Source organism: Subdoligranulum sp. DSM 23681 (assembly GCF_057005535.1).
In genome coordinates, this window is the sequence record NZ_CM168050.1 from 1,988,325 (window position 1) to 2,011,677 (window position 23,353).

At 54.9% G+C, this 23,353-nt stretch carries 23 protein-coding genes and 2 pseudogenes; 17 read left to right on the forward strand and 8 right to left on the reverse strand.

The window, feature by feature from the left end; all coding sequences use genetic code 11:
- Nucleotides 1-37: 37 nt before the first annotated feature.
- The gene (locus AC127K_RS09175; protein WP_483720335.1) at nucleotides 38-1,753 is read left to right on the forward strand and encodes a recombinase family protein; all 1,716 of its coding nucleotides are present in this window, start codon (nucleotides 38-40) and stop codon (nucleotides 1,751-1,753) included.
- Here AC127K_RS09175 and AC127K_RS09180 read toward each other — a convergent pair.
- The 5 genes from AC127K_RS09180 to AC127K_RS09200 form a co-directional block, all read right to left on the reverse strand.
- Complete coding sequence (locus AC127K_RS09180) at nucleotides 1,672-3,309, reverse strand: ABC transporter ATP-binding protein (RefSeq protein ID WP_483720336.1); 1,638 nt, start codon at nucleotides 3,307-3,309, stop codon at nucleotides 1,672-1,674. The genes AC127K_RS09175 and AC127K_RS09180 overlap by 82 nt on opposite strands.
- On the reverse strand, nucleotides 3,309-5,111 hold the full coding sequence (locus AC127K_RS09185) for an ABC transporter ATP-binding protein (RefSeq protein ID WP_483720337.1): 1,803 nt from the start codon (nucleotides 5,109-5,111) through the stop codon (nucleotides 3,309-3,311). Before AC127K_RS09185 ends, AC127K_RS09180 begins: the two co-directional genes overlap by 1 nt.
- Before the next feature lie 93 nt (nucleotides 5,112-5,204).
- Nucleotides 5,205-5,822: a TetR/AcrR family transcriptional regulator gene (locus tag AC127K_RS09190; RefSeq protein WP_483720338.1), complete on the reverse strand. Its 618-nt coding sequence runs from the start codon at nucleotides 5,820-5,822 to the stop codon at nucleotides 5,205-5,207.
- A 132-nt stretch (nucleotides 5,823-5,954) separates the two neighbouring features.
- Complete coding sequence (locus AC127K_RS09195; protein WP_483720339.1) at nucleotides 5,955-6,764, reverse strand: class I SAM-dependent methyltransferase; 810 nt, start codon at nucleotides 6,762-6,764, stop codon at nucleotides 5,955-5,957.
- A gap of 28 nt (nucleotides 6,765-6,792) precedes the next feature.
- Entirely contained in the window at nucleotides 6,793-7,575 is a 783-nt protein-coding gene (locus AC127K_RS09200; RefSeq protein ID WP_483722188.1) for a ZIP family metal transporter, read from the reverse strand.
- A 393-nt stretch (nucleotides 7,576-7,968) separates the two neighbouring features.
- On the opposite strand from AC127K_RS09200, the gene AC127K_RS09205 reads away from it, so the two are divergent.
- The 5 genes from AC127K_RS09205 (at nucleotide 7,969) to AC127K_RS09225 (ending at nucleotide 11,706) form a co-directional block, all read left to right on the forward strand.
- Nucleotides 7,969-8,244, forward strand: coding sequence for a metal-sensing transcriptional repressor (locus AC127K_RS09205; protein WP_087180278.1), 276 nt, complete (start codon nucleotides 7,969-7,971; stop codon nucleotides 8,242-8,244).
- A gap of 103 nt (nucleotides 8,245-8,347) precedes the next feature.
- Nucleotides 8,348-10,222 (forward strand): heavy metal translocating P-type ATPase, encoded by a 1,875-nt coding sequence (locus AC127K_RS09210; RefSeq protein WP_483720340.1) that lies wholly within the window; start codon nucleotides 8,348-8,350, stop codon nucleotides 10,220-10,222.
- Nucleotides 10,223-10,577: 355 nt separating this feature from the next.
- Nucleotides 10,578-11,264, forward strand: coding sequence for a class I SAM-dependent methyltransferase (locus AC127K_RS09215; protein WP_483720341.1), 687 nt, complete (start codon nucleotides 10,578-10,580; stop codon nucleotides 11,262-11,264).
- Nucleotides 11,265-11,270: 6 nt separating this feature from the next.
- Nucleotides 11,271-11,516: a heavy-metal-associated domain-containing protein gene (locus AC127K_RS09220; protein WP_193537366.1), complete on the forward strand. Its 246-nt coding sequence runs from the start codon at nucleotides 11,271-11,273 to the stop codon at nucleotides 11,514-11,516.
- The gene (locus AC127K_RS09225) at nucleotides 11,509-11,706 is read left to right on the forward strand and encodes a hypothetical protein (protein ID WP_483720342.1); all 198 of its coding nucleotides are present in this window, start codon (nucleotides 11,509-11,511) and stop codon (nucleotides 11,704-11,706) included. The genes AC127K_RS09220 and AC127K_RS09225 overlap by 8 nt, the downstream gene beginning before the upstream one ends.
- Before the next feature lie 287 nt (nucleotides 11,707-11,993).
- Here the strand turns inward: AC127K_RS09225 and AC127K_RS09230 are convergent.
- A pseudogene (locus AC127K_RS09230) lies at nucleotides 11,994-12,393 on the reverse strand (metal-dependent transcriptional regulator).
- Between the two features lie 261 nt (nucleotides 12,394-12,654).
- Nucleotides 12,655-13,056: a metal-dependent transcriptional regulator gene (locus tag AC127K_RS09235; protein ID WP_483720343.1), complete on the reverse strand. Its 402-nt coding sequence runs from the start codon at nucleotides 13,054-13,056 to the stop codon at nucleotides 12,655-12,657.
- Nucleotides 13,057-13,309: 253 nt separating this feature from the next.
- Here AC127K_RS09235 and AC127K_RS09240 point away from each other — a divergent pair, with 253 nt between their 5' ends.
- The 11 genes and pseudogenes from AC127K_RS09240 to AC127K_RS09290 all read left to right on the forward strand — a co-directional run bounded on the left by AC127K_RS09240 (nucleotide 13,310) and on the right by AC127K_RS09290 (nucleotide 22,387).
- Nucleotides 13,310-13,522, forward strand: coding sequence for a FeoA family protein (locus AC127K_RS09240; RefSeq protein WP_071432102.1), 213 nt, complete (start codon nucleotides 13,310-13,312; stop codon nucleotides 13,520-13,522).
- 136 nt (nucleotides 13,523-13,658) lie between these two features.
- Complete coding sequence (gene feoB, locus AC127K_RS09245) at nucleotides 13,659-15,665, forward strand: ferrous iron transporter B (protein WP_483720344.1); 2,007 nt, start codon at nucleotides 13,659-13,661, stop codon at nucleotides 15,663-15,665.
- A gap of 388 nt (nucleotides 15,666-16,053) precedes the next feature.
- Nucleotides 16,054-16,605: a DUF3793 family protein gene (locus tag AC127K_RS09250; RefSeq protein ID WP_483720345.1), complete on the forward strand. Its 552-nt coding sequence runs from the start codon at nucleotides 16,054-16,056 to the stop codon at nucleotides 16,603-16,605.
- Nucleotides 16,606-16,649: 44 nt separating this feature from the next.
- Nucleotides 16,650-17,072, forward strand: coding sequence for a flavodoxin (locus tag AC127K_RS09255; RefSeq protein WP_483720346.1), 423 nt, complete (start codon nucleotides 16,650-16,652; stop codon nucleotides 17,070-17,072).
- Between the two features lie 404 nt (nucleotides 17,073-17,476).
- Nucleotides 17,477-18,103 carry a helix-turn-helix domain-containing protein gene (locus AC127K_RS09260; RefSeq protein WP_483720347.1) on the forward strand — a complete coding sequence of 209 codons (627 nt, stop codon included), beginning with the start codon at nucleotides 17,477-17,479 and terminating at the stop codon, nucleotides 18,101-18,103.
- 169 nt (nucleotides 18,104-18,272) lie between these two features.
- The gene (locus AC127K_RS09265) at nucleotides 18,273-18,545 is read left to right on the forward strand and encodes a DUF6110 family protein (RefSeq protein WP_006575244.1); all 273 of its coding nucleotides are present in this window, start codon (nucleotides 18,273-18,275) and stop codon (nucleotides 18,543-18,545) included.
- Nucleotides 18,546-18,597: 52 nt separating this feature from the next.
- Nucleotides 18,598-20,712, forward strand: coding sequence for a heavy metal translocating P-type ATPase (locus tag AC127K_RS09270; RefSeq protein ID WP_483720349.1), 2,115 nt, complete (start codon nucleotides 18,598-18,600; stop codon nucleotides 20,710-20,712).
- 83 nt (nucleotides 20,713-20,795) lie between these two features.
- A complete protein-coding gene (locus tag AC127K_RS09275) occupies nucleotides 20,796-21,005 on the forward strand; it encodes a hypothetical protein (protein WP_483720350.1) in 210 nt (69 codons plus the stop codon).
- 354 nt (nucleotides 21,006-21,359) lie between these two features.
- Nucleotides 21,360-21,440: pseudogene (locus AC127K_RS09280) on the forward strand (hypothetical protein); the annotation flags it as partial.
- A 136-nt stretch (nucleotides 21,441-21,576) separates the two neighbouring features.
- The gene (locus AC127K_RS09285) at nucleotides 21,577-22,077 is read left to right on the forward strand and encodes a low molecular weight protein-tyrosine-phosphatase (protein ID WP_483720351.1); all 501 of its coding nucleotides are present in this window, start codon (nucleotides 21,577-21,579) and stop codon (nucleotides 22,075-22,077) included.
- 37 nt (nucleotides 22,078-22,114) lie between these two features.
- Nucleotides 22,115-22,387 (forward strand): hypothetical protein, encoded by a 273-nt coding sequence (locus AC127K_RS09290; protein WP_483720352.1) that lies wholly within the window; start codon nucleotides 22,115-22,117, stop codon nucleotides 22,385-22,387.
- A 714-nt stretch (nucleotides 22,388-23,101) separates the two neighbouring features.
- Here the strand turns inward: AC127K_RS09290 and AC127K_RS09295 are convergent.
- Nucleotides 23,102-23,308: a hypothetical protein gene (locus AC127K_RS09295; RefSeq protein ID WP_294542348.1), complete on the reverse strand. Its 207-nt coding sequence runs from the start codon at nucleotides 23,306-23,308 to the stop codon at nucleotides 23,102-23,104.
- Between the last annotated feature and the right edge of the window lie 45 nt (nucleotides 23,309-23,353).

Below are 23,353 nucleotides of genomic sequence, written 5' to 3' on the forward strand. Positions count from 1 at the left end.
ATAATGATGCTGTGGTTATAGGGGATTGGAGGACAGTATGCCACGGAGAAAACAAAATCCACAATCCCTGAAACAGACAGTTAGCACAGCGATTAAAAAAATAGTTTGGAGGGTTGCAATCTATATCAGGCTTTCCAAGGACGACGGCAACGACGAAAGTTATAGCGTCAAGAACCAGAGGGAACGCCTGAACGACACATTAGAACAGCTCATGCTTGACGAGGACGGTATTGAATTTGTCGGTTATTATATCGACGATGGATTTACCGGAGTTGACAGCGACCGCGACGATTTCCAGCGGCTTTTGACGGATATTCACAATGGGAAAGTAAATTGTGTGCTTGTCAAAGACCTGTCCCGCCTCTCCCGTAATGATTGGGAATGTAAGTATTACCTGCAAATGCTCTTTGTGAAAATGAATGTCCGCTTTATCTCTTTGGAACTGCCGAAGCTGGACAGCTTCAAACGGCCCGAAGGAGTTTACGAGCTGGATGTTTCTTTCCAGAGTATGTATAACGAAAACCATTGCCGGGAAACTTCCATCAAAGTGCGGGGAACCTTAGACAAGAAACGCGAAAAGGGCCAGTTTATCGGAGCCTTTGCCCCATACGGGTATCTGAAAGACCCGGAGGACTACCATCACTTAGTTGTCAATCCAGAAACCGCCCCTGTCGTCAAAGACATTTTCCGCTGGTACATGGAGGGGATGTCAAAATCAGCAATCACAAAAGAACTGATTAGATTGGGTATTTCCAGCCCCTATGAGTACAAAAGGCAGCATGGAATGAAGTGCTTCAATCCACAGGCCGTAAAGAAAGGCGGTGTCGTCTATTGGTCTACCCGAACCGTAGACCAGATTTTGCACAATCCCACTTACATAGGGGATATGGTGCAGGGACGGCATAAGGTGACAAGCTACAAAATCCACGACATCATCCCCGTTGATGAAGCAGATTGGTTTTGGGTGGAAGGAACGCATGAAGCGATCATTGACGCCGATACCTTTCAAAAGGTACAGGATTTAATGAGCCGCAACACCCGCGTTTCTCCAAAGCGCAATAACCTGTATCTGTTTTCCGGCTTTCTCCGCTGCGCCGATTGTGGCCGGGGTATGGTACGGAACAGCGCACACGGCTATACTTATTATAGCTGCCGTACCTATCGGACACTATCAAAGGATTTATGCACCGGCGGGAGCCACAACATCAAAGAGGACATTATCGCAGAAGCGGCCCTGAAAGCCATTCAAGCCCAGATTGCCCTTGTGGAGAACATGGCGGAAGTGATTAAGGAAATCAATTCTGCCCCGACCCGTATCAGCCGGACGATCTTCATTGATAATCTTCTGAAAGACAAGGAACGGGAATTGCAGAAAACAGCCGGTATTTCCGACAGCCTGTATATGGACTGGAAGAACGGCGACATTACCCGCGAAGAATATCACCGAATGAAAGCCCGGTTCCAGACGGAAGCTGAACAGCTCAAAAAAGCGATTGCAAACCTGCAAGAAGAACGCAAAGAGTATGAAAAGGAAGTCACGACCGACGACCCTTACCTGACCACTTTCCTAAAATATAAGAACATCAAGGAACTGGACAGGAATATCGTGGTTGACCTGATCGACGTGATTTACATTCATGCTGACAAAGGCGTTGAAATCCACTTCAAATTTCAAGACCAGCATAAACGCCTGATGGAGTTTATCGACAACAACCTTGCCGCCGCACGGCGGTCAAAAATTAAAGCCGTCTGATTGGCGGCCTGCGGTTTTCTAATCTTTTTATTTCCCTTTTGTGTATAAATACATGAAGCGGTGGCCTCATCCAGCAACACGATGGGCGCATCCTTGAGCAACGCCCGGGCGATGGAGATGCGCTGCCGCTCGCCGCCGGAGAGCTTGGCGCCGTTTTCTCCGATGGGCGTCTGATAGCCCTGTGGCAGTTTACTGACAAACTCCTCGCAGTTGGCGGCCCTGGCCGCAGCCATCACCTCCGCGTCGGAGGCACCTCGCCTGCCCAGGCGGATATTCTCCATCACCGTGTCGTCAAACAGCACCACATCCTGAAAAACCATGGAGTAATCGGTCAGCAGCACCTCCGGGTCCACCGTGGCGATATCCACCCCGCCCACTTTAATCGTACCCCCGGTGATATCCCACAGGCGGGCGGCCAGCCGGGCGCAGGTGCTTTTGCCGGAGCCGGAGGGCCCCACCAGCGCAGTGATCTCGCCTTCTTTGGCGGTAAAGCTGACATCATGCAGGACGGCGTCTTTATCATAGGCGAACTCCACATGGTCAAAGACAATGTCGTGTCCCTTGGGCCGGAAGGTTTCCGCCCCTTCGGCGATGGGCGTGTCGAACAGAGCGTTCATCCGGTCTGCCGACACCTGGGAGACAAACAGCTCGGCGATCAGTGCCAGGCTCTGATCGAAGGGCGCATAGATCCGGGTGATGACCATCAGGAACAGAAACAGCAGCATGAAGTCGATCTGTCCGGACAAAATCAGCCCCGCGCCCACAAGGATCGTGGTGGCCACACCCAGCCGCATGATGACGCTGGCCCCGTTGACAAACAGGCCGGTGACCAGTTCGCCGCGGATCATGATCTGTTCATGCTCGTCGATCTTCCGGTACAGTCCGGCAAGGTAACGCTCCTCCTGATTGGTGGCACGGATCTCCCGCACATTTTCCAGCGCCTCCTGCATCCCGTCCGAGACCCGCACAGCGGCGCGCTTGGTCCGCTCCGCCTGACGCTCAGTGAGCTTCCGGCTCCCAAACAGCAGGCCGAAGGCCACCGGCACCCCCCAGAGGCAGGCAAGGGCCAGCCGCCAGTCATACCAGAGCAGGCACACCGCGATCACGGCGGTGGATATATAGGAGCCGTACAAGTAGCCCAGCACATGGCTCCAGACATGCTCCATGCGGTTGACATCGCCCATCAGGGTCTCCGTCAGGTCGGCCAGATCCCGCTTGCCGAAAAAGCCGAGAGGCAGCTTGCGAAGCCGCTCCGCCAGACGCAGGCGGGTGGCCTTGACCTCACCGTACACCAGGCCGTAGGTGGCCTTGTACTGCTGGAGATGCGTGAGAAAGGAGAGAAGTACAAATATCACGAGGCCAGCCAGCACCGGCAAAGCCGCAGGCAGGACACCGCCGGCCAAAGTTTCCATCAGGCCGGACATCACAAGGTACAAAATGCTGACTCCGCCCATGACTACCAGATTGACGATTACCGTCCAGAAGGTTCCCTTTTTGGTGTTCTGTACACCCTGATCCGTCAGGGCATATTTCCGTTGAAAGCTTGCTCCGAACATTACCGTTCCTCCTTGCCACTTTCCATTTTCCACTGGATTGCCCGATTGTAGTCGGCCCACATCCGTGTGTACAATCCTCCTGCCGCGATCAGTTCCTCATGGGTGCCTTGCTCCGTCACCCTGCCGCCCTCCAGAACCAGGATCTTGTCCGCGCCCACCACCGTGGAGAGCCGATGGGCGATCATGATGACGGTGCGGTCCTTTGTCAGCCGTGCGAAGGCTTTCTGAATCAGCGCCTCATTTTCCGGGTCGGCAAAGGCCGTGGCCTCATCCAGCACTACGATAGGTGCGTCCTTCAAAATGGCCCGGGCCAGGGCGATGCGCTGGGCCTCGCCGCCGGAGAGATAGGTTCCCTCGGTGCCGATCACGGTGTCCAGTCCCTGGGGCAGCTTTTCCAGAATGTCGCCGCACTGGGCGGCCTCCAGGGCGGCCAGCACCTGCTCCCGGCTGGCGTCGGGCCGGGCGGCCCGAACATTTTCCAGAATGCTGGCTTTGAACAGCCGGTTGTTCTGGAACACGAAAGCCACCTGCTCCATCAGAACATGGGGATCGAGCTGGCGCACATCCACGCCGCCCACCTCTACCGTGCCAGTATCCGCATCCCAGAACCGGGGGATCAGGCTGGCGGCAGTGGTCTTGCCGCCGCCCGAAGGCCCCACCAGCGCCACCGTCTCTCCGGGCTCGGCGGTGAAGGAGACATGGGACAGGGCGGGGGACTGCGCGCCGTCGTAGGTAAAACTCACATCCCGGAAAACCACCCGATTGTCCTTGGGCGTCTGGGGATGCTCCGGTACCGCCAGTGTCGGCGCGTCCATGACCGGCTGGATGCGGCCCAGAGCGGTGTCGGCCAACATCATGCCGGAGGCCGCAAACATGATTTTGGCCAGCGCGGTGGAAATGATAGCGGAGAACACGGCGTAAAAAGCAAAGTTCGTTACAAATCCCGCATAATCACCGGAAGCCAGCGCACCGGGAGCCAGGAACAGCACCACCGGCACCAGAAACAGAAAGGCACCCTCGGTGAATGTCAGGTTGATGGACTGGGGCACACGGCACACATCGCCCTGATAGTGCTCCGCCTTGGCGCTGTAGTCCTCGATGGCCTGCTGAAAGGCCTTGAAGGAGTAGACGGTCTGCTGAAAGATCTTGACCACCGGAATGCCGCGCACATACTCCGTGCCGGATTTGGTCATGCGGTCCTGAGCCGCCTGGTATTCCGCCATCAGTGCGGCATTCTTGCCGCCCATCATGCTGCACATGGCGAGGATGGAAATCACCGCCGCCAGCAGGCAGGCCGCGCCCATGCGCCAGTCAAACACAAACATCAGCACCAGCATGGCGAGAAACAATGTAATCGTGCCTACAATGTCCGCCAGATTGTGGGCCAGCAGCGTTTCCGTGTCGGCGGCCGCCGCATCCAGCCGGCTGCGGATCAGACCGGAGGCGTTGGCGTCAAAGTAGCCCAGAGGCGCCTGCATCACATGGGCCATGCCCTGCTTGCGGATGTTGGCCGCCGTGCGGAACGCCGCCAGATGAGTACACATCAGGCCCAGAAAGTAGATGAGGATACCGCCCACCGCAAAAGCGAAGGCGATCCAACCGTAGTCCGTCACGCTCCGGGCCTGCGTCCAGTCCGGCGCCACGGCAATCAGATCCCGTGCCGCCAGCCAGATGCAGAGGTACGGGATCATGCTGCACACCATGGACACCGCCGACAGCCCCAGCCCCAGAAAGGTGAGCCGCCGGTGGCTGCCTGCATATCCCAGCAGGACAGACAGCGCGTTTTGCTTCTTTTGCTTCACAAATACTCCTCCTTTTAAGGTTAGCGATCGCTAACCTGTTGTGTAAAAAGAAAGGGGGCAAGCCCCGATCTTACGAAAAAGATTGGCGGTACGTTACTGGCCGATCAGCTTCAGCCATCCGGCGGTGTAGAAATCCCGCAGCTGATCCACATAGCGCATGGCCTGCTCCTTGGGCATGTCGTGGACGACGATCTCAAAGATGCCGTTGAACATCCCGCTGGCGATGATGTGACACAGCTGTGCATCCAGCTGGGGGCATTCATGCCCCAGACGGTGCAGCACCTCCAGGTATTGGAGGGTGTATTCCACTTCGACCTCCACCATATTGTGAACAAAATGCTCGTAGCTGGTGCCCTCGGCCTTGCACAGCAGCAGCTTCACCGGCTCCCGGTGGTCGCAGATGTAGTCCACCATCCAATGGACGCACTGGCTGGACTCCAGCCCCATATGTTCCGGCTGCTCCTTCTCGGGCATCTCGGCAAAGGTAGTCTGAGCCTCCATGAACCGGCCCATCAGCGCGGCGGCGTGGGGCTCCACGATGGAGGCAAAGAGCGCCTCTTTGCTGGAAAAATAGCCGTAAAATGCGCCGGTGGTGACGCCGGCCTGTTTCACAATCTGCCGCAGGGAGGCACCCTGAAAGCCTTTCTCTGAAAACTCCTCCATGGCGGCCTGCTGGATCTTTTCCAGCGTGGCAGTCGTTTTCTCTTCCATAAGCGCACCTCATATAACGGTGTTATATATAACACTGTTATAATAGAGCCCGTGGGATGATTTGTCAAGGGGAAACGGCCGCCTCCGTGCAAAAGCCGACTGGAAAACACCGGCCAACTTTTGGCGAAGGCATCATTCGGCTGCCAGATGGACCATCTTGACCATCCAAAACTGGTCCGAAACTGACATACTGATCTTGGTGGACAGTTTCAATCCGGTTCGGGGGAGATGGTGGTAATAAGGCTCCTCAGCCAGCACCCTGACCCCACTGCCGATTTTTCCGGCCAGCACCGATGCGGAATCCACATAGAAAAACATCTGAGCATCCCCGTGGCCCACCTGTTTCATGTATTTCTTTCGCATCATGGCCATGCCGCTTTTACTCACGGAGTCAAAGATGATTTCGATTTCTCCAAACCCCGTGAGCATTCGCAGGAGTCCGACAACCTTGCTTTCCTCAAAATAGTGGAACAGACCGCCAGCTGTGACCAGGATGGGAGTCTCAGGCACATCCGCACGGATCTGCCTGATCCAGTCCCCGGCAAAGGCATCCCCGGCGAGGTAAGTCTCCCGCTCCGGCTCCGGCAGCAGCTCTCGCCGGTACTCCACCACATGTGGCAGATCCACGGCATACCAGTGCGACTTTCCATTGTCGCAGCGGTAATAGACCGTCTCCAGGCCACAGCCGAGCTGGACGATCACACCGTCCGGCCTGCGCTCCAGAAAGGCCCGGATGATCCGGTCCATATTGGCAGACCGAGCGGCGGAGGCCAGCAGGGTATACTGACTCAGGCGGCCCTGCGACAGCAACTCGGACGGCAGCTTCTCCTTCAGCTCCAGCGCCTTCCCATCGTATAAGATCTGCGGGCAGTGCTCGCTGGCATAGAGCCTGCCCAGCATGGGGATAAACAATGTGTCCTCCACAACGCCCAAGCGGGACATTTCAATTCCTCCTTCCAAGTCGCCTGCCTCAGCCCAGCGCCACATCCAGCGTCATCATAAGGGTAAAACCGACTGCAAACAGAATGGTTCCCACATTGGAGTGTTTCCCCACGGACATCTCCGGGATCAGTTCCTCTACTACCACATAGACCATCGCTCCGGCGGCAAAGCTCAGGGCGTAAGGCAGTACCGGAACCAAAATTCCCGCCAGAAGGATGGTCAGAATCGCACCTATGGGCTCCACTGCACCGGAAAGCGTCCCGTACAGAAAGGATCGGGATTTGGAGAATCCCTCCGCTTTCAGGGGCATGGATATGATCGCACCTTCTGGGAAGTTCTGAATGGCGATCCCCAGAGAAAGGGCCAGAGCCCCCGCCAGAGTGATACCGCTGTCTCCATAGAGCCACCCAGCATAGACTGCCCCGACCGCCATTCCTTCCGGAATATTGTGCAGTGCCACAGCCAGAGTCAGCATGGTCGTCTTTCCAAAATTGCTTTTGATGCCCTCGGCCTCCGCGCTGCCACGATGCAGATGCGGGATCAGCCGATCCAATCCCAGCAAGAAAAGGATGCCAACCCAGAAACCTGCAACGGCGGGGACAAAGGACCACCGCCCCATGTCCGCCGCCTGTTCCATTGCGGGCAGCAGCAGACTCCAGATGGAAGCTGCCACCATGACCCCCGCTGCAAAGCCGGTCAGGGCGCGCTGAACCAGCTCGCTCAAGTTGTTCCGCATAAAAAAGACACAGGCCGCTCCCAGCGTCGTCCCGGCAAAGGGAATCAGCAGTCCTTGCCATAGTTCAATCGGCATAATCTGCTCCAATCTAACCGCAGTGGTTTTCTGTAAAGTCTATCCGGATGCTCCGGAGGCACATAGGTCCGTCGTCCAGCAATACCAGGGCTGACGGAAATGATAGAACGCTGGATGAGGAACGCCTGTACGGAACCCATTTTGATTTCGCGCTTCTGCATAGTCCGACTTTTTAAGGGGAGGTACTCTATCTCAATTATAGTTAGCTATTGCTAACCGGTCAAGTCATTTTCTCTATTTATAAATCATTTTCCCTCTCAGTCGCTTTTCCAGATTTATGAGTACATGGAACCAATCGCTTTTTATACCCCTTCCGATCCAGCTGCAGATTGACAATACACTGCAAGTTCGATATACTTTACGTATACCCCTAATGGTATGGAGGCGACTATTGTGAGACAGTGCATGGATGCGGATAATCTGCACCGCAGACTCAAGAAAATCATTGGTCAGGTTCAGGCGATTGACCGAATGATAGATGAAGATGTCCCCTGTGAGGATGTTCTTGCTCAAATCAATGCTGCCAAATCTGCGCTTCACGGATGTGGAAAGGTGGTTTTGGAGGGGCATATTCGCCACTGTGTCCGGGATGGCATTGAGCACGGGGATGCGGATAAAACAATCGAAAGTTTTACAAAAGCTGTAGAACGATTTTCCAACATGGGTTAATACCAAATGAGGCAGCCGAAAGGCTGCTTTATTTCTTGACAAAATATACCCCCATGGGTATAATATACATATACCCCCTACCGTATGAAGGAGAGGAACAATCATGAAAGTGCTTGTCAAAAGGCTCGAATCGTTATTGGAATTGGGCGGCATCAAAAAGGATATTATCTTTTTAATTATCTCCGGAGCTGCAGTGCTGCTTAGCCTGCTGGATGTCCGTCCATTTCCTTTTGATATGGCATGGATTGCGATTATCCTGTGTGGTATTCCGATTATTTTAGAGGCGATTATTGGTCTGGTCACCTCCTTCGATATAAAGGCGGATGTGCTGGTATCATTGGCTCTGATTGCCTCTGTTGCGATTGGTGAAGATTTTGCCGCAGGTGAAGTGGCGCTTATCATGCAGCTTGGCAGCCTACTGGAGGAACTGACTGTAGCCAAAGCCCGCGCCGGGATTGAAAAGTTGGTGCATCTGACACCCCAAACGGCTCGGGTGCTGCGCAATGGAAAGGAAAACATTGTTCCTGCTGAACAGGTGCAGGTTGGAGATCTGCTCCGCGTTCTGCCGGGAGAAAGCGTGCCGGTGGATGGCAGAATCGTATCTGGGCAAACCTCGATCAATCAGGCTGTGATGACTGGTGAATCACTGCCCGTAGACAAGACAGTGGGGGACGAAGTGTCCAGCGGCACAGTGAATCAGTTCGGCGCTTTTGAGATGGAAGCCACAAAGGTGGGTGAGGACAGTTCGATTCAGCGTATGATCCGTCTGGTGCAGAGTGCAGATGCAGGAAAAGCCAAAATTGTAGGGCTTGCCGATCGTTGGGCAACCTGGATCGTTGTGATCGCCTTGAGTGCCGCAGCCATCACTTGGCTTATCACAGGGGAGATCATCCGTGCCGTAACCATTCTGGTGGTATTTTGCCCCTGCGCTCTGGTGTTGGCTACCCCTACCGCAATCATGGCCGCCATCGGAAACGCCACAAAACACGGCTTTTTGGTGCGCGAGGGGGATGCGCTGGAGCGGCTCGCAAATGTAAAAGTAATAGCCTTTGACAAAACAGGCACGCTTACATACGGGAAGCCAAAAGTCATGGATGTTGTAAGCGTATCCGATCAATATACAAAAGAACAGATCTATCGTTTGGCCGCTTCTGTTGAACTGCTGTCAGAACACCCTCTGGGCAAAGCCGTAGTAAACTGCTATAAAAGCGAATACGGTGCGGAACTGGAACCAGTGCATCATTTCCAGATGATTCCCGGCAGAGGAGTTTGCGCACAAACAGAGGCAGCAGAACTCCTGGCAGGTAATCTGGAACTTTTGAATGAACATGGCGTCTTTATGGAATCGGTTCCCACAGTGGATGAAACGATCTGCAAGGGCGGGACTATTATCTATCTTTCGGCAGACGGTATGCTTGCCGGCTATCTCACTCTCTCCGATACGCTGCGGAAAGAAAGCGCAGATATGATCCATACGCTTTTTGAACTAAATGTACAGCCGGTATTGTTGACCGGAGATCATGAGAGTGCCGCAAACGCCATTGCAGGTCAGCTGGACATTCATGAAGTACACGCCAATTGCTTACCAGAGGACAAGCTGAATTCCATTGGCGCATATCAGGAAACAGGGAAACCCGTGTGCATGATCGGGGACGGCATCAATGATGCTCCAGCCTTGAAAAAAGCAGATGTGGGCATCGCTATGGGCGGCGTTGGCAGCGACATTGCTGTAGACGCAGCAGATATTGCGCTGGTAGATGACGAAGTAAAGGAACTGCCGCATTTGGTTGCGCTTTCCAAGCGAATGATGACAACGATCAAGTGCAATCTGACATTTTCTATGACTCTTAATTTTTTGGCCATCATTCTCGCTATCAGCGGGACTTTGAACCCTGTAGTCGGAGCGTTAGTACATAATGCAGGCTCAGTACTTGTTATAGCAAACTCTGCAATTTTATTGAATTGGAAAAAAAGATAAAGCTATTTCAAATTAAAAAATATATTAATCCAAAAGAGACTCTTTACCGGTCGGACACAAAGACTCGATACACCCTCTCCTATGTCATGCGCTGGATATGGAAACCCTAAGTAGTGTATCTACCGCCGCTTCATCACCGCCCGCTCCAATCCCACCGGTTGGTGCCGGTAAAGGCAGAGGCGCGAAAGAAAAGAATGACCGGGATACATGTCCCGGTCATTCTTCGTTCCAGCCTCTTCTCGTGATTTATCCCAGAGAATATGCAAAACCAATATGGCGGCATCTTGCAATTTCATGCGACAAAGAGTATGATGTAGTTAGCAAACGCTAACCAACATTGAGGTGACCATATTTCATGGATGACAACAAGCAGTTTTGGGAGCGGTTTTCACGGCATTACACTGGCTTCATGTGCCGCTCTCGGGCGACCTATCGGCAGATCTGCAAAGCAATGCGCCCTTTTCTGAAACGGGATATGGATGTGCTGGAGTTGGCCTGTGGAACAGGTCAGCTGTCCGTCCCGCTGTCGCCGTGTGTCCGGAGTTGGGAGGCAACCGACTTTTCATCTGAGATGATCCGTCAGGCCAAAAAGCAGATTTGTTCGTCCCGGCTCCATTTCTCCGTCCAGGATGCCACCAAGCTGCCCTACGGTCCAGAGAGTTTCGATGCGGTTGTGATCTCTAATGCTCTCCATGTCATGCCGCACCCGGAAAAGGCTCTGGCGGAGGCCTGGCGGGTTCTGAAGCCGGGGGGATGGCTGTTTGCCCCCACCTTTGTCTGGGGCAAAAGCCGAAGCGCCAGACTCCGGCTCTGGTTCATGAGGCTGTCAGGCTTTCGGGTGTACCATGTCTGGACTGCCGGGGAGCTGATGGCATACCTGTCCGAGCGCGGCTATTCCATCGTTCGCCATCCGCTTCTCGGAAGTTCGTTGGCGCCGCTGTGCTGTCTGATGGCCAGGAAGATCCCGGATGAACGGACTGCGGCACGGCAGGCTACCGTCCGGTCCGCACAGCACGATGATCCAAAAGTCAAGAAGGAGTGATAGAACATGTGGAAGTACACAGTGGAAGTCAATGGAATGATGTGCGGGATGTGCGAGGCTCATGTCAATGACGCCATACGCAAAGCCTTCCCGGTCAAAAAGGTGAATTCTTCCCGCAGCAAAAACCAGACTGTGATTCTCTCTGAAACAGAGTTGGACACGGCGACTCTTATGAATGCCATTCGCAGCACGGGATATGAGGTCGGAGCGATCCAGAAGGAGCCGTACAAAAAAAGAGGATTATTTGGATGAGTTTCTTGGCGGCAGCGGTCAGAAAAGAGGCATGAACATGAACACGGCAATGCAGTCGTTTGGATATGGATTAGCAGCCTTGCTATTTTGCATCGCTATTCTTGGCGTGTGCCATAAAATCAAAAAAGCTGCCCGAAAAGCTTTGAAAAGCCAGCAGCCACATAAGAGCGATCTATCGCAAAAGTTTTGATTTATGGCACAGGATTGCTTAGTTGTGAACTTATCCCTATCAAAATAAGCGGTGGATGCGTTGTTGCATCCACCGCTTTATATGTTGCTTATCATCCTTCCCGGTGGCGTTATCCACGCGCTTGCCGGATGTTGCACTGCTGCCATTATCATTCCAGTAACTCCAGCGGCACCACGCAAAGCTAAAAAGCCGCCTTTGATCAATCTGTTCTTAATAGCCTCCTGATAAAAACATGATCGGTATCGAATGTCATTTCAACGCAGAGGACAAGCAGCCCTTTCCACAGTTTAATCGGCACAGGTTCCCCCAGTCAAATGGTTGGTATATTCTTTTTTGAGTCGCTTTAATCTCTCAAAGGATTCCGTGCTGATTGCGTGTTCGATGCGACAGGCTTCCTTTTCCGCGCTTTTGGGGTCAACACCAGCCTCCATCAGCATCGCAGAAAAGAATTGGTGCTTTTCCAGTGTGATTTCGGCGATAGAACGGCCAGCTTCTGTCAAAATCAGGAAACGACGCTCATCCATTCGCAGAAATCCTTTTGCACGCAGAGAGGCAACCGCGTGGCATACACTTGGCTTCGATACCTCCAGATGCTGTGCTACATCCACAGAACGTACCACCCCCCATTCTCCTCTGAAGGAGTAGGATAGCTTCCAGATAATCTTCCGCTGACGCACGCACTTCCAATCCCATCACTCCTTGTCCATCCGGCAACCGCTATGGTTTTGAGCCAAGTCCAGACCTTCTTTTCATGGGTAGGCTATTGTCTGAATTCAATGTAAGCAAAAGAATCCAAGTGGTTAGCAAATGCTAACCACTTGGATTCTATCATACCCCGATACTGTTATCAATATGTGTATCTCGTCCGCAACCCCTTGCCCTCTCGGCAGGGGGCGGCCTGTACCCTGAGCGCTCGGATCTCCTGTCGGCGGTGTAGCTTTCTGAAGATCAGTCCTGTGCTCCTGAGGACTCGACATCTGATGTTTTTGCCTGATTCAGGTGCGCCTGCATGGCGGCGAAGGATTTTTCGCTGATCACATGCTCGATCCTGCAGGCATCCTCTGCGGCTGTTTTTTCGTCCACGCCAAGACCCTTGAGCATTTCTGTCAGTACTGTGTGCCGGGTGTACATGGTCTCAGCAATGGCGAGACCTTTTGGCGTCAGGGTGATTGCGCCCTCTCCGTCCACCTCCACATAACCGTCTTTTTTCAGAATAGACAAGGCACGGCTGACGCTGGGCTTGGTATAGCCCATCTGTTCTCCCACGTCAATGGCCCGCACAAAGGAGTTTGTTTGCCTTAAAATATAAATGGTCTCCAAATACATCTGACCAGATTCATGGATTGCCATACAAGACCTCCATTGGATAAAGCATTTTGATTATTATAGCATAGTCCAGAAAAATGAACCAGCCTGTTTATCAGAAACGAAAATTTTCTTTGTTAAACATAGGTTCCCGCTTGACAATTGATTAGGCATGGTATATTATAGCAGAGGGTTAGATGTTGCTAACCTAATTTTTTCGCGGTCTGGTTTCCTATTGCTAACCAGACTGCGAGCAATGCGAGCAAATAATTGAATCAACTCTGAAAAGGTGATGGATATGACATTGTTGGATGCTCTGGACGGTCAGGAATATATCATCAAGCAAATCAATACGGATGATGAGGAGCTGAATGCGTTCCTTTTTTCTTTGGGTTGCTATGTGGGAGAGCCGGTGACCGTGGTGTCCCACCTCAAGGGTGGCTGCGTGGTTTCCATCAAGGATGGCCGCTATAATATCGATAACCAGCTGGCCTCAGCCGTTGAGATATAAGATCTGGAGCCTTAGTGCGCCCCGGAACCCCAGATCTAAGGTATTCATTCATGTTTATTCTGCCCGACGGTTAGCATAGGGCAACCGCTGAGTTGTGAATAAAGTACATCGCACACATAGAGAAGGAGGAAATGTCATGCGTATTGCCTTGACTGGCAACCCGAACTCCGGCAAAACCACCATGTACAACGCCCTCACCGGGCGAAATGAGAAGGTGGGCAACTGGGCCGGCGTGACGGTTGAAAAAAAGGAACACCACATTAAGAAAGCCTACTGCAGTGGAACGGAAGATTTGATCGCCGTGGATTTGCCCGGCGCCTACTCCATGTCCCCGTTCACATCGGAGGAGAGCATCACCAGTTCCTATGTAAAGCACGAACACCCCGATGCCATCATCAACATTGTGGATGCCACCAACCTGAGCCGCAGTTTGTTCTTCACCACCCAGCTGCTGGAACTGGGCATCCCCGTGGTGGTCGCCCTGAACAAGAGCGACATCAATGTCAAAAAGCAGACCACCATCGACACTGCCGCCCTCTCCGCCAAGCTGGGCTGTCCCGTGGTGGAAACCGTCTCCACCGCTGCGGAAGGGCTGAAGGCTGTGGTGGATGCCGCTGTTGCACAAAGCGGTAAAATCCAAAGAGCTCCCTATGTCCAGGGCGACATCGATCTGACTGACAAGAAGGTTGTGGAGGAGGCTGACCGCAAGCGTTTCGCCTTTGTCGATTCTCTGGTCTCCCAGGTGGAGAAGCGGAAGGTCCTGACCAAGGACAAGGGCACGGGGGACGCCATTGACGCCGTGCTGACCAACAAGTTCCTGGGCATTCCCATCTTTGCCGTGGTCATGTTCCTGGTGTTCCAGATCTCGCAGGTCTGGGTGGGTCCGCTGATTGCGGACACGCTGGTGGCCTGGATCGAGACCTTCCAGGGCTACGTCGGCGAGGTGCTGCTGGCTGACGCCAACCCTCTGCTGACCGCGCTGCTGGCCGACGGCATCATCGGCGGCGTGGGCGCCGTGGTTGGTTTCCTGCCCCTGGTGATGATCATGTATTTCCTCATCGCCCTGCTGGAGGACTGCGGCTATATGTCCCGCGTGTCCGTAGTGCTGGACCCCATCTTCAAAAAGGTTGGCCTGTCCGGTAAGTCTGTGATTCCTTTCGTCATCGGCACCGGCTGCGCCATTCCCGGCATCATGGCCAGCCGCACCATCCGCAACGAGCGGGAGCGCCGGGCCACCGCCATGCTGACCCCCTTCATGCCCTGTGGCGCCAAGATCCCCGTCATCGCCCTGTTTGCCGGCGCTTTCTTTGACGATGCCGGCTGGGTGAGCTTCCTCATGTACTTCACCGGCATCGTGCTTATTTTCCTGGGCGCCCTGCTGGTCAACAAGATCGCCGGCTACAAGAACCGCAAGTCCTTCTTTATCATCGAGCTGCCGGAGTATAAGGTACCCTCTCTCTGGTTCGCCTTCAAGGCCATGTGTGCCCGTGGCTGGGCCTACATCGTGAAGGCCGCAACTATTATTCTGCTGTGCAACACCGCTGTGCAGATCATGCAGACCTTCACCTGGAGCTTCCAGGTGGCGGAGACCGCCGACAGCTCCATTCTGGCCTCCATCGCTCATCCCTTTGCCTATCTGCTGGTGCCCGTCGTGGGCGTTCTCAGCTGGCAGCTGGCAGCCGCCGCCGTCACCGGTTTCATTGCCAAGGAAAATGTGGTGGGCACGCTGGCCGTCTGCTTTGCGGGCCTTGAGAACTTCATCGACACCGACGAGCTGGCCATGATGGAAGGTGCTGGTGCTGATGTGGCCGGTATCATTGCCATCACCAAGGTGGCCGCTCTGGCGTACCTGATGTTTAACCTGTACACACCTCCCTGCTTCGCCGCCATCGGCGCCATGCACTCTGAGATCAAGAGCCGCAAGTGGCTGTGGGGCGGTATCGGCCTCCAGCTGGGTACCGGCTACACAGTGGGCTTCCTGGTCTACCAGATTGGCACCCTGATCACCACCGGTTCCATTGGTGCCGGCTTTGTCCCCGGTCTCATCGCTGTAATTGTGTTCGCCGCAATTCTGGTGTGGTTGTGCCTGAAGGCGGATAAGGATCTGAAGCAGGAGTATGCGCTGAATGGAGCGAGAGCCTAATGATCGACTATATCGTAATTGGCATTCTTGTGGTAATCATTGCAGCCGCCGCATTCTATGTCTATAAGGCAAAGAAGAGCGGCAAGAAGTGTATCGGCTGCCCGGATGGATGCTCTTGCAGTTCCAAAAAGGCAGACCAGCATCACTGCTGCTGCAGTACCCATGAGAAATAGAAAAGATGCGGGGGCCTTCCGTTTGGATGGCCCCCGCTAATCATTTCATGCATCCATGAACTTTCCTATTGACAAACATGATGTGATATATTAAAATCAGAACACAGGTTAGCTATCGCTAACCTCCGGGAGAAATCCCGAATATTTTTTGAATATAAGTTAGCTATTGCTAACCATCTGCTTTGGGAGTGACTCACTATACAAGGAGGCGTGTTATGTCAGAGGATCTGCTGATTCGTCACTGCTCTCCCACCCTGGCGGGAATCAAGACGGGAAATCTTTTTTCCTGTGCCTGCCCCAGCCGGAAGGATCTGACGAAAGACTTGTGTCGGCTGAACAAGAAACTGGTGCCCAAGGGCATCCGCGTCCTTCCGCTTCGGGTTCGCAAAGGCCGCGCTTTGATCTACGCCTACCGGCCCAATGCACTGGAGAGCGATCTGACCGATTACCGCGCCAGAGCCTTGCTTCTCAAATACGGCTATGTGCCGGAAAACCCCAATGGCTGCGTGGTTCACCTGATCCACCGGCTCCGGAGCGAAGGGGAATTCCCCCATGAGATCGGCCTGTTTTTGAGCTATCCCCCTGAGGATGTGCTGGGCTTTATTTGCAACCGGGCGTGCAATCACAAATGCGTGGGCTGCTGGAAGGTCTACGGCGACGAGCAGGCCGCCAGAAACCTCTTTGAGAAATACGAGATGTGCAGCAAAATCTACTCCCAGCAGTGGCAGCAAGGGAAATCCATCGAGCAGCTCACCGTGGCTGGTTGATGTTTCTACCATATCAAATCCAGAAAGAAAGGTCGTTGAGTCTTATGAGTAAAGTTGCAGTTGTGTATTGGAGCGGCACGGGAAACACCGAGGCCATGGCCATGGCGGTGGCCGAAGGAGCCAAGGGCAAGGGCGCCGAGGTATCTGTGATCACCGCCGCAGAGTTTTCCCCGGAGCAGGTCAGCGAGTATTCCGCCATCGCTTTCGGCTGCCCCGCCATGGGGGCGGAGCAGCTGGAGGAGAGCGAGTTCGAGCCCATGTTCACCGCCTGTGAGGGCAGGCTGAGCGGGAAGAACATCGCTCTGTTCGGCTCCTACGGCTGGGGCGACGGCGAATGGATGCGCAGCTGGGAGTCCCGCTGCAACGACGACGGCGCCAATCTGGCCTGCGAAAGCGTGATCTGCAACGAGGCTCCGGACGATGACACTCTGGCGGCCTGCCGCGAGCTGGGCGCGTCGCTGGCCTGACAAAAGCACCGCAGAAGGCAGGAGGCGCTCGTCTCCTGCCTTCTGCCTGTATCCCCAGTCAGCATAGGCAAAACCATTTCCGAACCCAGAGAAACAGGTCGTGAGAAATCATGCTGAAAGAATATTTATCGAGCCAGGACTCCGGCACAGGCCGTTGGAGCAGCAGTATGCCAGGGGTGCAGATCTGCCGGTTTTCCCTGCCGGAGCCGGAGCAGGAACCTCTGCGGTCTGTCCCGGTGTGCGGCGCACCGCTCCAGTTTGAGGTGCTGTTCTGCCTGACCGGCCGCCTTACTGTCCGAACGTTACAAGGTACCTCCTGCACGGTGGAGGCGCCGGGGATTTTCCTGCTCTCCGACAGCTCCGCTCTCCGCTCGTGTCGGTACAGCGGAAACCTGAGCGGTGTTTTGATTGCCGTTGACGCCAAAGCCGCAAAGGAAAGCCTTGTGACGGTCTGCTCCACTTTGGGTATGAAGCTGGACACCAGGATTGTCAAGAAAAAGATGACGGCAAGAAACGGCTGCACGGCCCTGTGCAGCACACCTTGGACGCAGTCATTTTTTGAAACCGTTCGCTGTCTGACAGAACAGGAGCAGGAACGCTACTGTGTTTTCAAGTCGGTGGAACTGCTGTATCTGCTCTGCACCGAGGTATCTGAATCGAATGGCTCTCTCTCCGGCTCAGGCTGCCCAGTATCCCACAGTCTGTTGGAAGTCAAGGCATACATCCAGACGCATCTGTCTGATAAGCTTACCATTGCGTTCCTCTGCAAACAGTTTTCGCTTTCCCCGACCTTCTTGAAAGAAGGGTTCCGCCGCGCCTATGGCATGCCGATTCACAGCTTTTTGGTTCAACAGCGCCTCCGACGGGCACAAGAGCTGATCTGCACCACCCGGATGCCCATTCAGCAAATTGCGCAGGCTGTGGGGTATGAGGGGATGAGCCAGTTCAACGCAGTGTTCAAGCGGGAGTATGGCATGACTCCCGGCCAGTACAGAAAAATGTCGGAAACCGCAACTCCGCGTCCGTTTTGACAGCGACAAACACCCACGGTTTCTGCTACAATAATCAGACATTCCGAAGCATTCAGAAGGAGTGACAGCGATGAAACAGCATCGTTTTTGGGCCTGGGGCGCTGTGATCTGCATGATTATGGTCATGGTCACCGGCTACAAACGGAAATAAGGGAAAGGAAGGATCACAATGAGCGTTTATACGAAACTTGCCTGCTTTGCGGGTGGTGCGTTGTTTGGTTCTTTTGGCATCAAGCTGCTGTCCAGCAAGGACGCCAAGAAAGCCTATGTCCATGTCACGGCCGCCGGCCTGCGGATGAAGGATTCGGTCATGGGGACTGTGACCACGGTGCAGGAAAACGCCGCGGACATTCTGGCCTCCGCCAAGGAGCTGAATGAGGACCGGGCTGCGAAGGAAGCGGAGGAAGCCGCCGCTGCCAATCTGGAGAGCGAAGAAGCCTGATTGACCCAGAGGGAGCCGCCAGCGGCTCCCTCTTTTCGTGAAGGAGGAACCTATGAACGCAACCATATTGCACGAGAGCCGGGGGCGCATCCGGTTCCGGCTGCGGCAAAAACAAATGACACTCGCTCAGGCGGATCTGCTGGAGGCATGGATTCAGGGAAAATCATGGTGCCGGCAGGTCACCGTCCATGAGCGCACCTGCTGCGTCATCCTGTACTACGATGGGACTCGCCAAGCCGTGCTGAACGAAATTCGGCATTTTTCCTGGCAGGAGGCGGAGCGGACCACCGCACTGCCCGCCCACAGCAGCCGGGCGCTGAACCGGGAATTCGAGGAGAAACTGGTAACTAAGGTAGTGTGCAAAGCTGCCTGTACCCTGTTTCTCCCACCTCCATTGCGGATTGCCCGCATACTCTGGCACATGATCCCCTTTGTACGGCGGGGACTGCGCTGCCTGCTGCGCCGCCGCATCAAGGTGGAACTGCTGGATGCCCTGTCTATTTCCATTTCCGCCTGCAGAAGGGACTTTGGAACCGCCGGAATGGTCATGTTCCTGCTGGAGGTAGGTGAACTGCTGGAGGAGTGGACAAGGAAGAAATCTGTGGCGGATCTGGCCCGGTGTATGTCGCTGAATGTGGACCGGGTCTGGCTGCGCACAGCCCAAGGCGAAGTGCTGGTTCCTGTGTCCCAGATCCAGCCGGGGGATGCGGTAGTCGTCCGCGCCGGCGGCATCGTCCCCGTGGACGGGCTGGTGCTGGAGGGGGAGGTCACCGTCAATCAGGCGTCCCTCACCGGCGAATCCATCCCGGTACCCAAGCGCCCCGGAGGCGCAGTCTATGCCGGCACCGTGGTGGAGGAGGGCGAGTGTATGCTGGAGGTGAAGCAGGCCTCCGGTCAGAGCCGCTATGACCAAATCGTTCACATGATCGAGCAGTCGGAGCAGATGAAGTCGGAGGCTGAGAGCAAGGCTGCCAATCTGGCGGACAAGCTGGTGCCCTATACCTTTGCCGGGAGCCTGCTGAGTTTTGCCCTTACTCGGAATGTGACACGGGCTCTGTCGGTACTGATGGTGGACTTCTCCTGCGCACTGAAACTGGCTATGCCTCTGGCCGTCCTCTCCGCCATGCGGGAGGCGGGACGGGCCCATATCACCGTCAAGGGCGGCAAATTTCTGGAGGCCGTGGCCGCCGCCGACACCATCGTTTTCGACAAGACCGGCACCCTGACCCACGCCTGCCCCCGGGTGGCTCAGGTGGTGTCCTTCGGTGGCAAAGAGGAGGCCGAAATGCTGCGGCTGGCCGCCTGTCTGGAGGAGCACTTCCCCCATTCCATGGCCAACGCCGTGGTGGAGGAGGCCAAACGCCGGGGCCTGCGCCACGAGGAGTACCACTCCAAGGTGGAATATCTGGTGGCCCACGGCATCGCCAGCGCCGTAGATGGGGAGCGGGTCCTCATCGGCAGCGCCCACTTCGTCTTTGAGGATGAGGGCTGCGTCATTCCGGAGGGCGAACAGGATCGCTTTGACGCCCTGCCGCCGGAGTATTCTCACCTGTACCTGGCCGTAGGCGGGCAGCTGGCCGCCGTGATCTGCATCTCCGACCCGCTGCGGGAGGAGGCGGAGGAAGTCCTCTCTGCCCTCCGCACTTTGGGGATTACCAGCACCGTTATGCTCACCGGAGACAGTTACCGCACCGCCGCAGCCATTGCCGCCCAGGTGGGAGTGGATGACTTCCGCGCCGGAATCCTTCCGGCGGACAAGGCGGAGTATGTGGCACGGCTCCGCCGGGAGGGACACACCGTGTTGATGGTAGGCGACGGCATCAACGACTCACCGGCCTTGTCCGAGGCGGATGCAGGCATTGCCATCAGCGACGGCGCCGCCATTGCCCGGGAGATTGCGGACATCACCATTGCCGCCGACAGCCTCTGGGAGCTTGTAGAGCTGCGTCGGATCGCCATGGCGCTGATGGCGCGCATCCACTCCAACTATCGCTTTGTCATCGGCTTCAACGGCACCCTGATCGCTCTCGGCGTGGCCGGTGTCCTGCCGCCTGCCACCTCCGCCACGCTGCACAACCTCTCTACTCTGGGTGTCAGTCTGCGGAGTATGAGCCGGTTGACTACTCAGACACAGTCCGCTCGGGGCAACGATTCGCATAATGGATAAAAAAAGAATCCTTTCCGCTTGGTAGCTTGTGCTTTTTGCGCGGTTGCACATAGCTAACTCGATATGCTATAATTCACTACGAGATGGACTATGTGATCACACACTGCGCCCCAAACAGCATCGTGGACATACTGGGAAACGGTGGATATGTTCACGACCACCTGACCGACTTCCTGGAGGAAGTCAAAGAACGGGCCAAGTTCCACTACTGGCTGTTCGGACATTACCACGACAACAAAATCATCGACGACCGCTTCGTCCTGCTCTGGGAGCAGATGGTACAAGTGGTGTGAACAGGCCAAAGAGAAACGCAGGAGGCGCCTCCTGTGCTTCTCTTTGGCCTGTTTCTAAATAAGGCAGGTTCTGCCGGAAAGGAGAAGCCATGAACATCCGCAAAAATATCGATTATTCCGCCATGTTTGCGGCTCTGGACGCTGCGCTGAACGCTGAGCTGCCCCGGATGAAACTCTGCTGCGAACTGGGCCGCATCGTCTGCTCCAAGCCGGAGAAAGGCGCGGCTGTGGCCGCAGCCGAACACCTGCACAGCCGTTTCCCCGATGCTTCCGGCTTCTCCCCGCGCAACCTTCGCCGGATGCGGGAGTTCTATCGGATGTATGAGGACACCCCCCGAGTTGCTGACCCTGGCCATGGAAATCAGTTGGACGCAGAATGTAGTCATTTTGGAAGCAGACATGGAGCCGGATGAGCGGCGCTGGTATCTTCGTGCCGCTGGTCGTTTCGGCTGGTCAAAGGTGGAACTCCAGAGAAAAATCGATTCTGACGCCCATCTGGAAATCCAACTCGACGAATCTGAGATTCAGTGCTATACTGAGTGCGATAGCAACGAGTTGGAGTGTACGGAGCATGATCAGGATACTTTTTCTCTGCCACGGCAATATTTGCAGAAGCCCGATGGCCGAGTTTATCATGAAGGATCTGGTGAAGAAAGCCGGTCTGGAGCAGAGCATTCAAATCGAGTCGGCAGCTACCAGCACCGAGGAGATTGGCAATCCGGTGTACCCGCCGGCTCGCCGCAAGCTGTCCGAGCATGGCATCGACTGTTCTGGCAAACGAGCCCGGCAGCTCCTGAACAGCGATTACGAGAAGTACGACCTTCTGATTGGCATGGATCGGGCCAACCTGCGGAGTATGTACCGGATCTGCGGTGGCGATTTTGCCGACAAGATGCACCTGCTGATGGACTTTACCGACCGCCCCGGCGAGGTAGCCGATCCGTGGTACACCGACGATTTCGACGAGACCTGGCGGGATGTGGAGGAAGGTTGTCGGGGATTGCTCCAAAAAATAATCAGCAAAGAGGTTCGGACGAGCGGACAAGCTGGTTGTCAAGGGAGCGGAAATTAGTGTACAATGGAATTCCGAGCGAGATGACTTTATCAGCTTGACTGACATCGCCAGGCTGAAGGACAGCGACAATCCTCGCTACATTATCCAAAACTGGCTGCGGAACCGGAATACGATTGAGTTCCTGGGTGTTTGGGAATCTCTATACAACCCGTCTTTTAACCGTGTCGAATTCGATGCGTTTAGGAATCAGGCCGAGCGGCTGGCAAAGCTCAATGCCATCGCCATCAGCCAGATGGAAATCTTGATACAGGATCACCACATCGAAGCTCTGGAGGCTCATAGCGGAGAACTATCTCCTATGGAGTAAAAAATAATAGGCAGGACGCTTGCGAACGGGCGAAGGCCGTGGCATCTATAGTGTTGCGATGTTCCAAAAAGAAGCCTTGCTGGAAAGCAGGGCTTTTTTATTTGTTCAGCCTTCGGGAAAGCAGTACCCGGTGCGCCATCGGGGACGAGAACAGCACGTCCGGCCGGTCAGCGTCCCGGCCGGTTCCAACAGTCCAGTGGACTGTTGGAAAGTGCGCGGGTCCCTCTGGTGCCTGATTAGTAGGAAAGGGGGCTGGGGCCTCCCCACTGATGGTGCACCAAAGGCAGCCTTGCACAGTGTACAGGGCTGTTTTGCTTGCTGCATCCCGGGACGTTACGATCCGGTGTGCCATCGGGGACGAGAACAGCTCGGGCCTGCCGCTTGCTCCGGCGGGCAAAAAAGGTCCAGTGGACCGTTTTTAGAGCGCGGGTCTGGTGCCTGATTGGTCAGAAAAGGGGCTGCGCCATCCCCTGCGGGGCGGCTTCACGCATCACCTGCGGCTCGCGTTCAGCTCGCGGGGACTGGTCACTAAAAACGTTCCGCAGGAACGGTTTCTTAACGCTCCCACTGATGACGCACACAAAAAAGTCTTATGGAATTCTGTGACTTTATCCTTTTCGACAAAGAAAAAAACAGCTTTACACCGTGTGTAGAGCTGCTTTTTAATTACGATAATCCGAAAGCAAAGCCGGTGCGGTCGGGCTTCCGTCTACCTCAATGGGACCAGATGTTGTTTTCCAGATCCCGCAGACGGGCTTTGTAGTCTTCCACCATCTTGTCCGCGTTTTCTACATCGGGAAAGGTGAGAAGATAGTCGTCCCCTGCGGTGTGGAATCCAACCACCCCGGCCAGACCTGCCATTTCGGCCACCTTGACCAGGGTATGAAAGTCATACTCCATGGAACTGATCAGCACATTCATGGATAAGCACTCCCTTGCAATAAATCCTTTTATAAGGGTAGCACA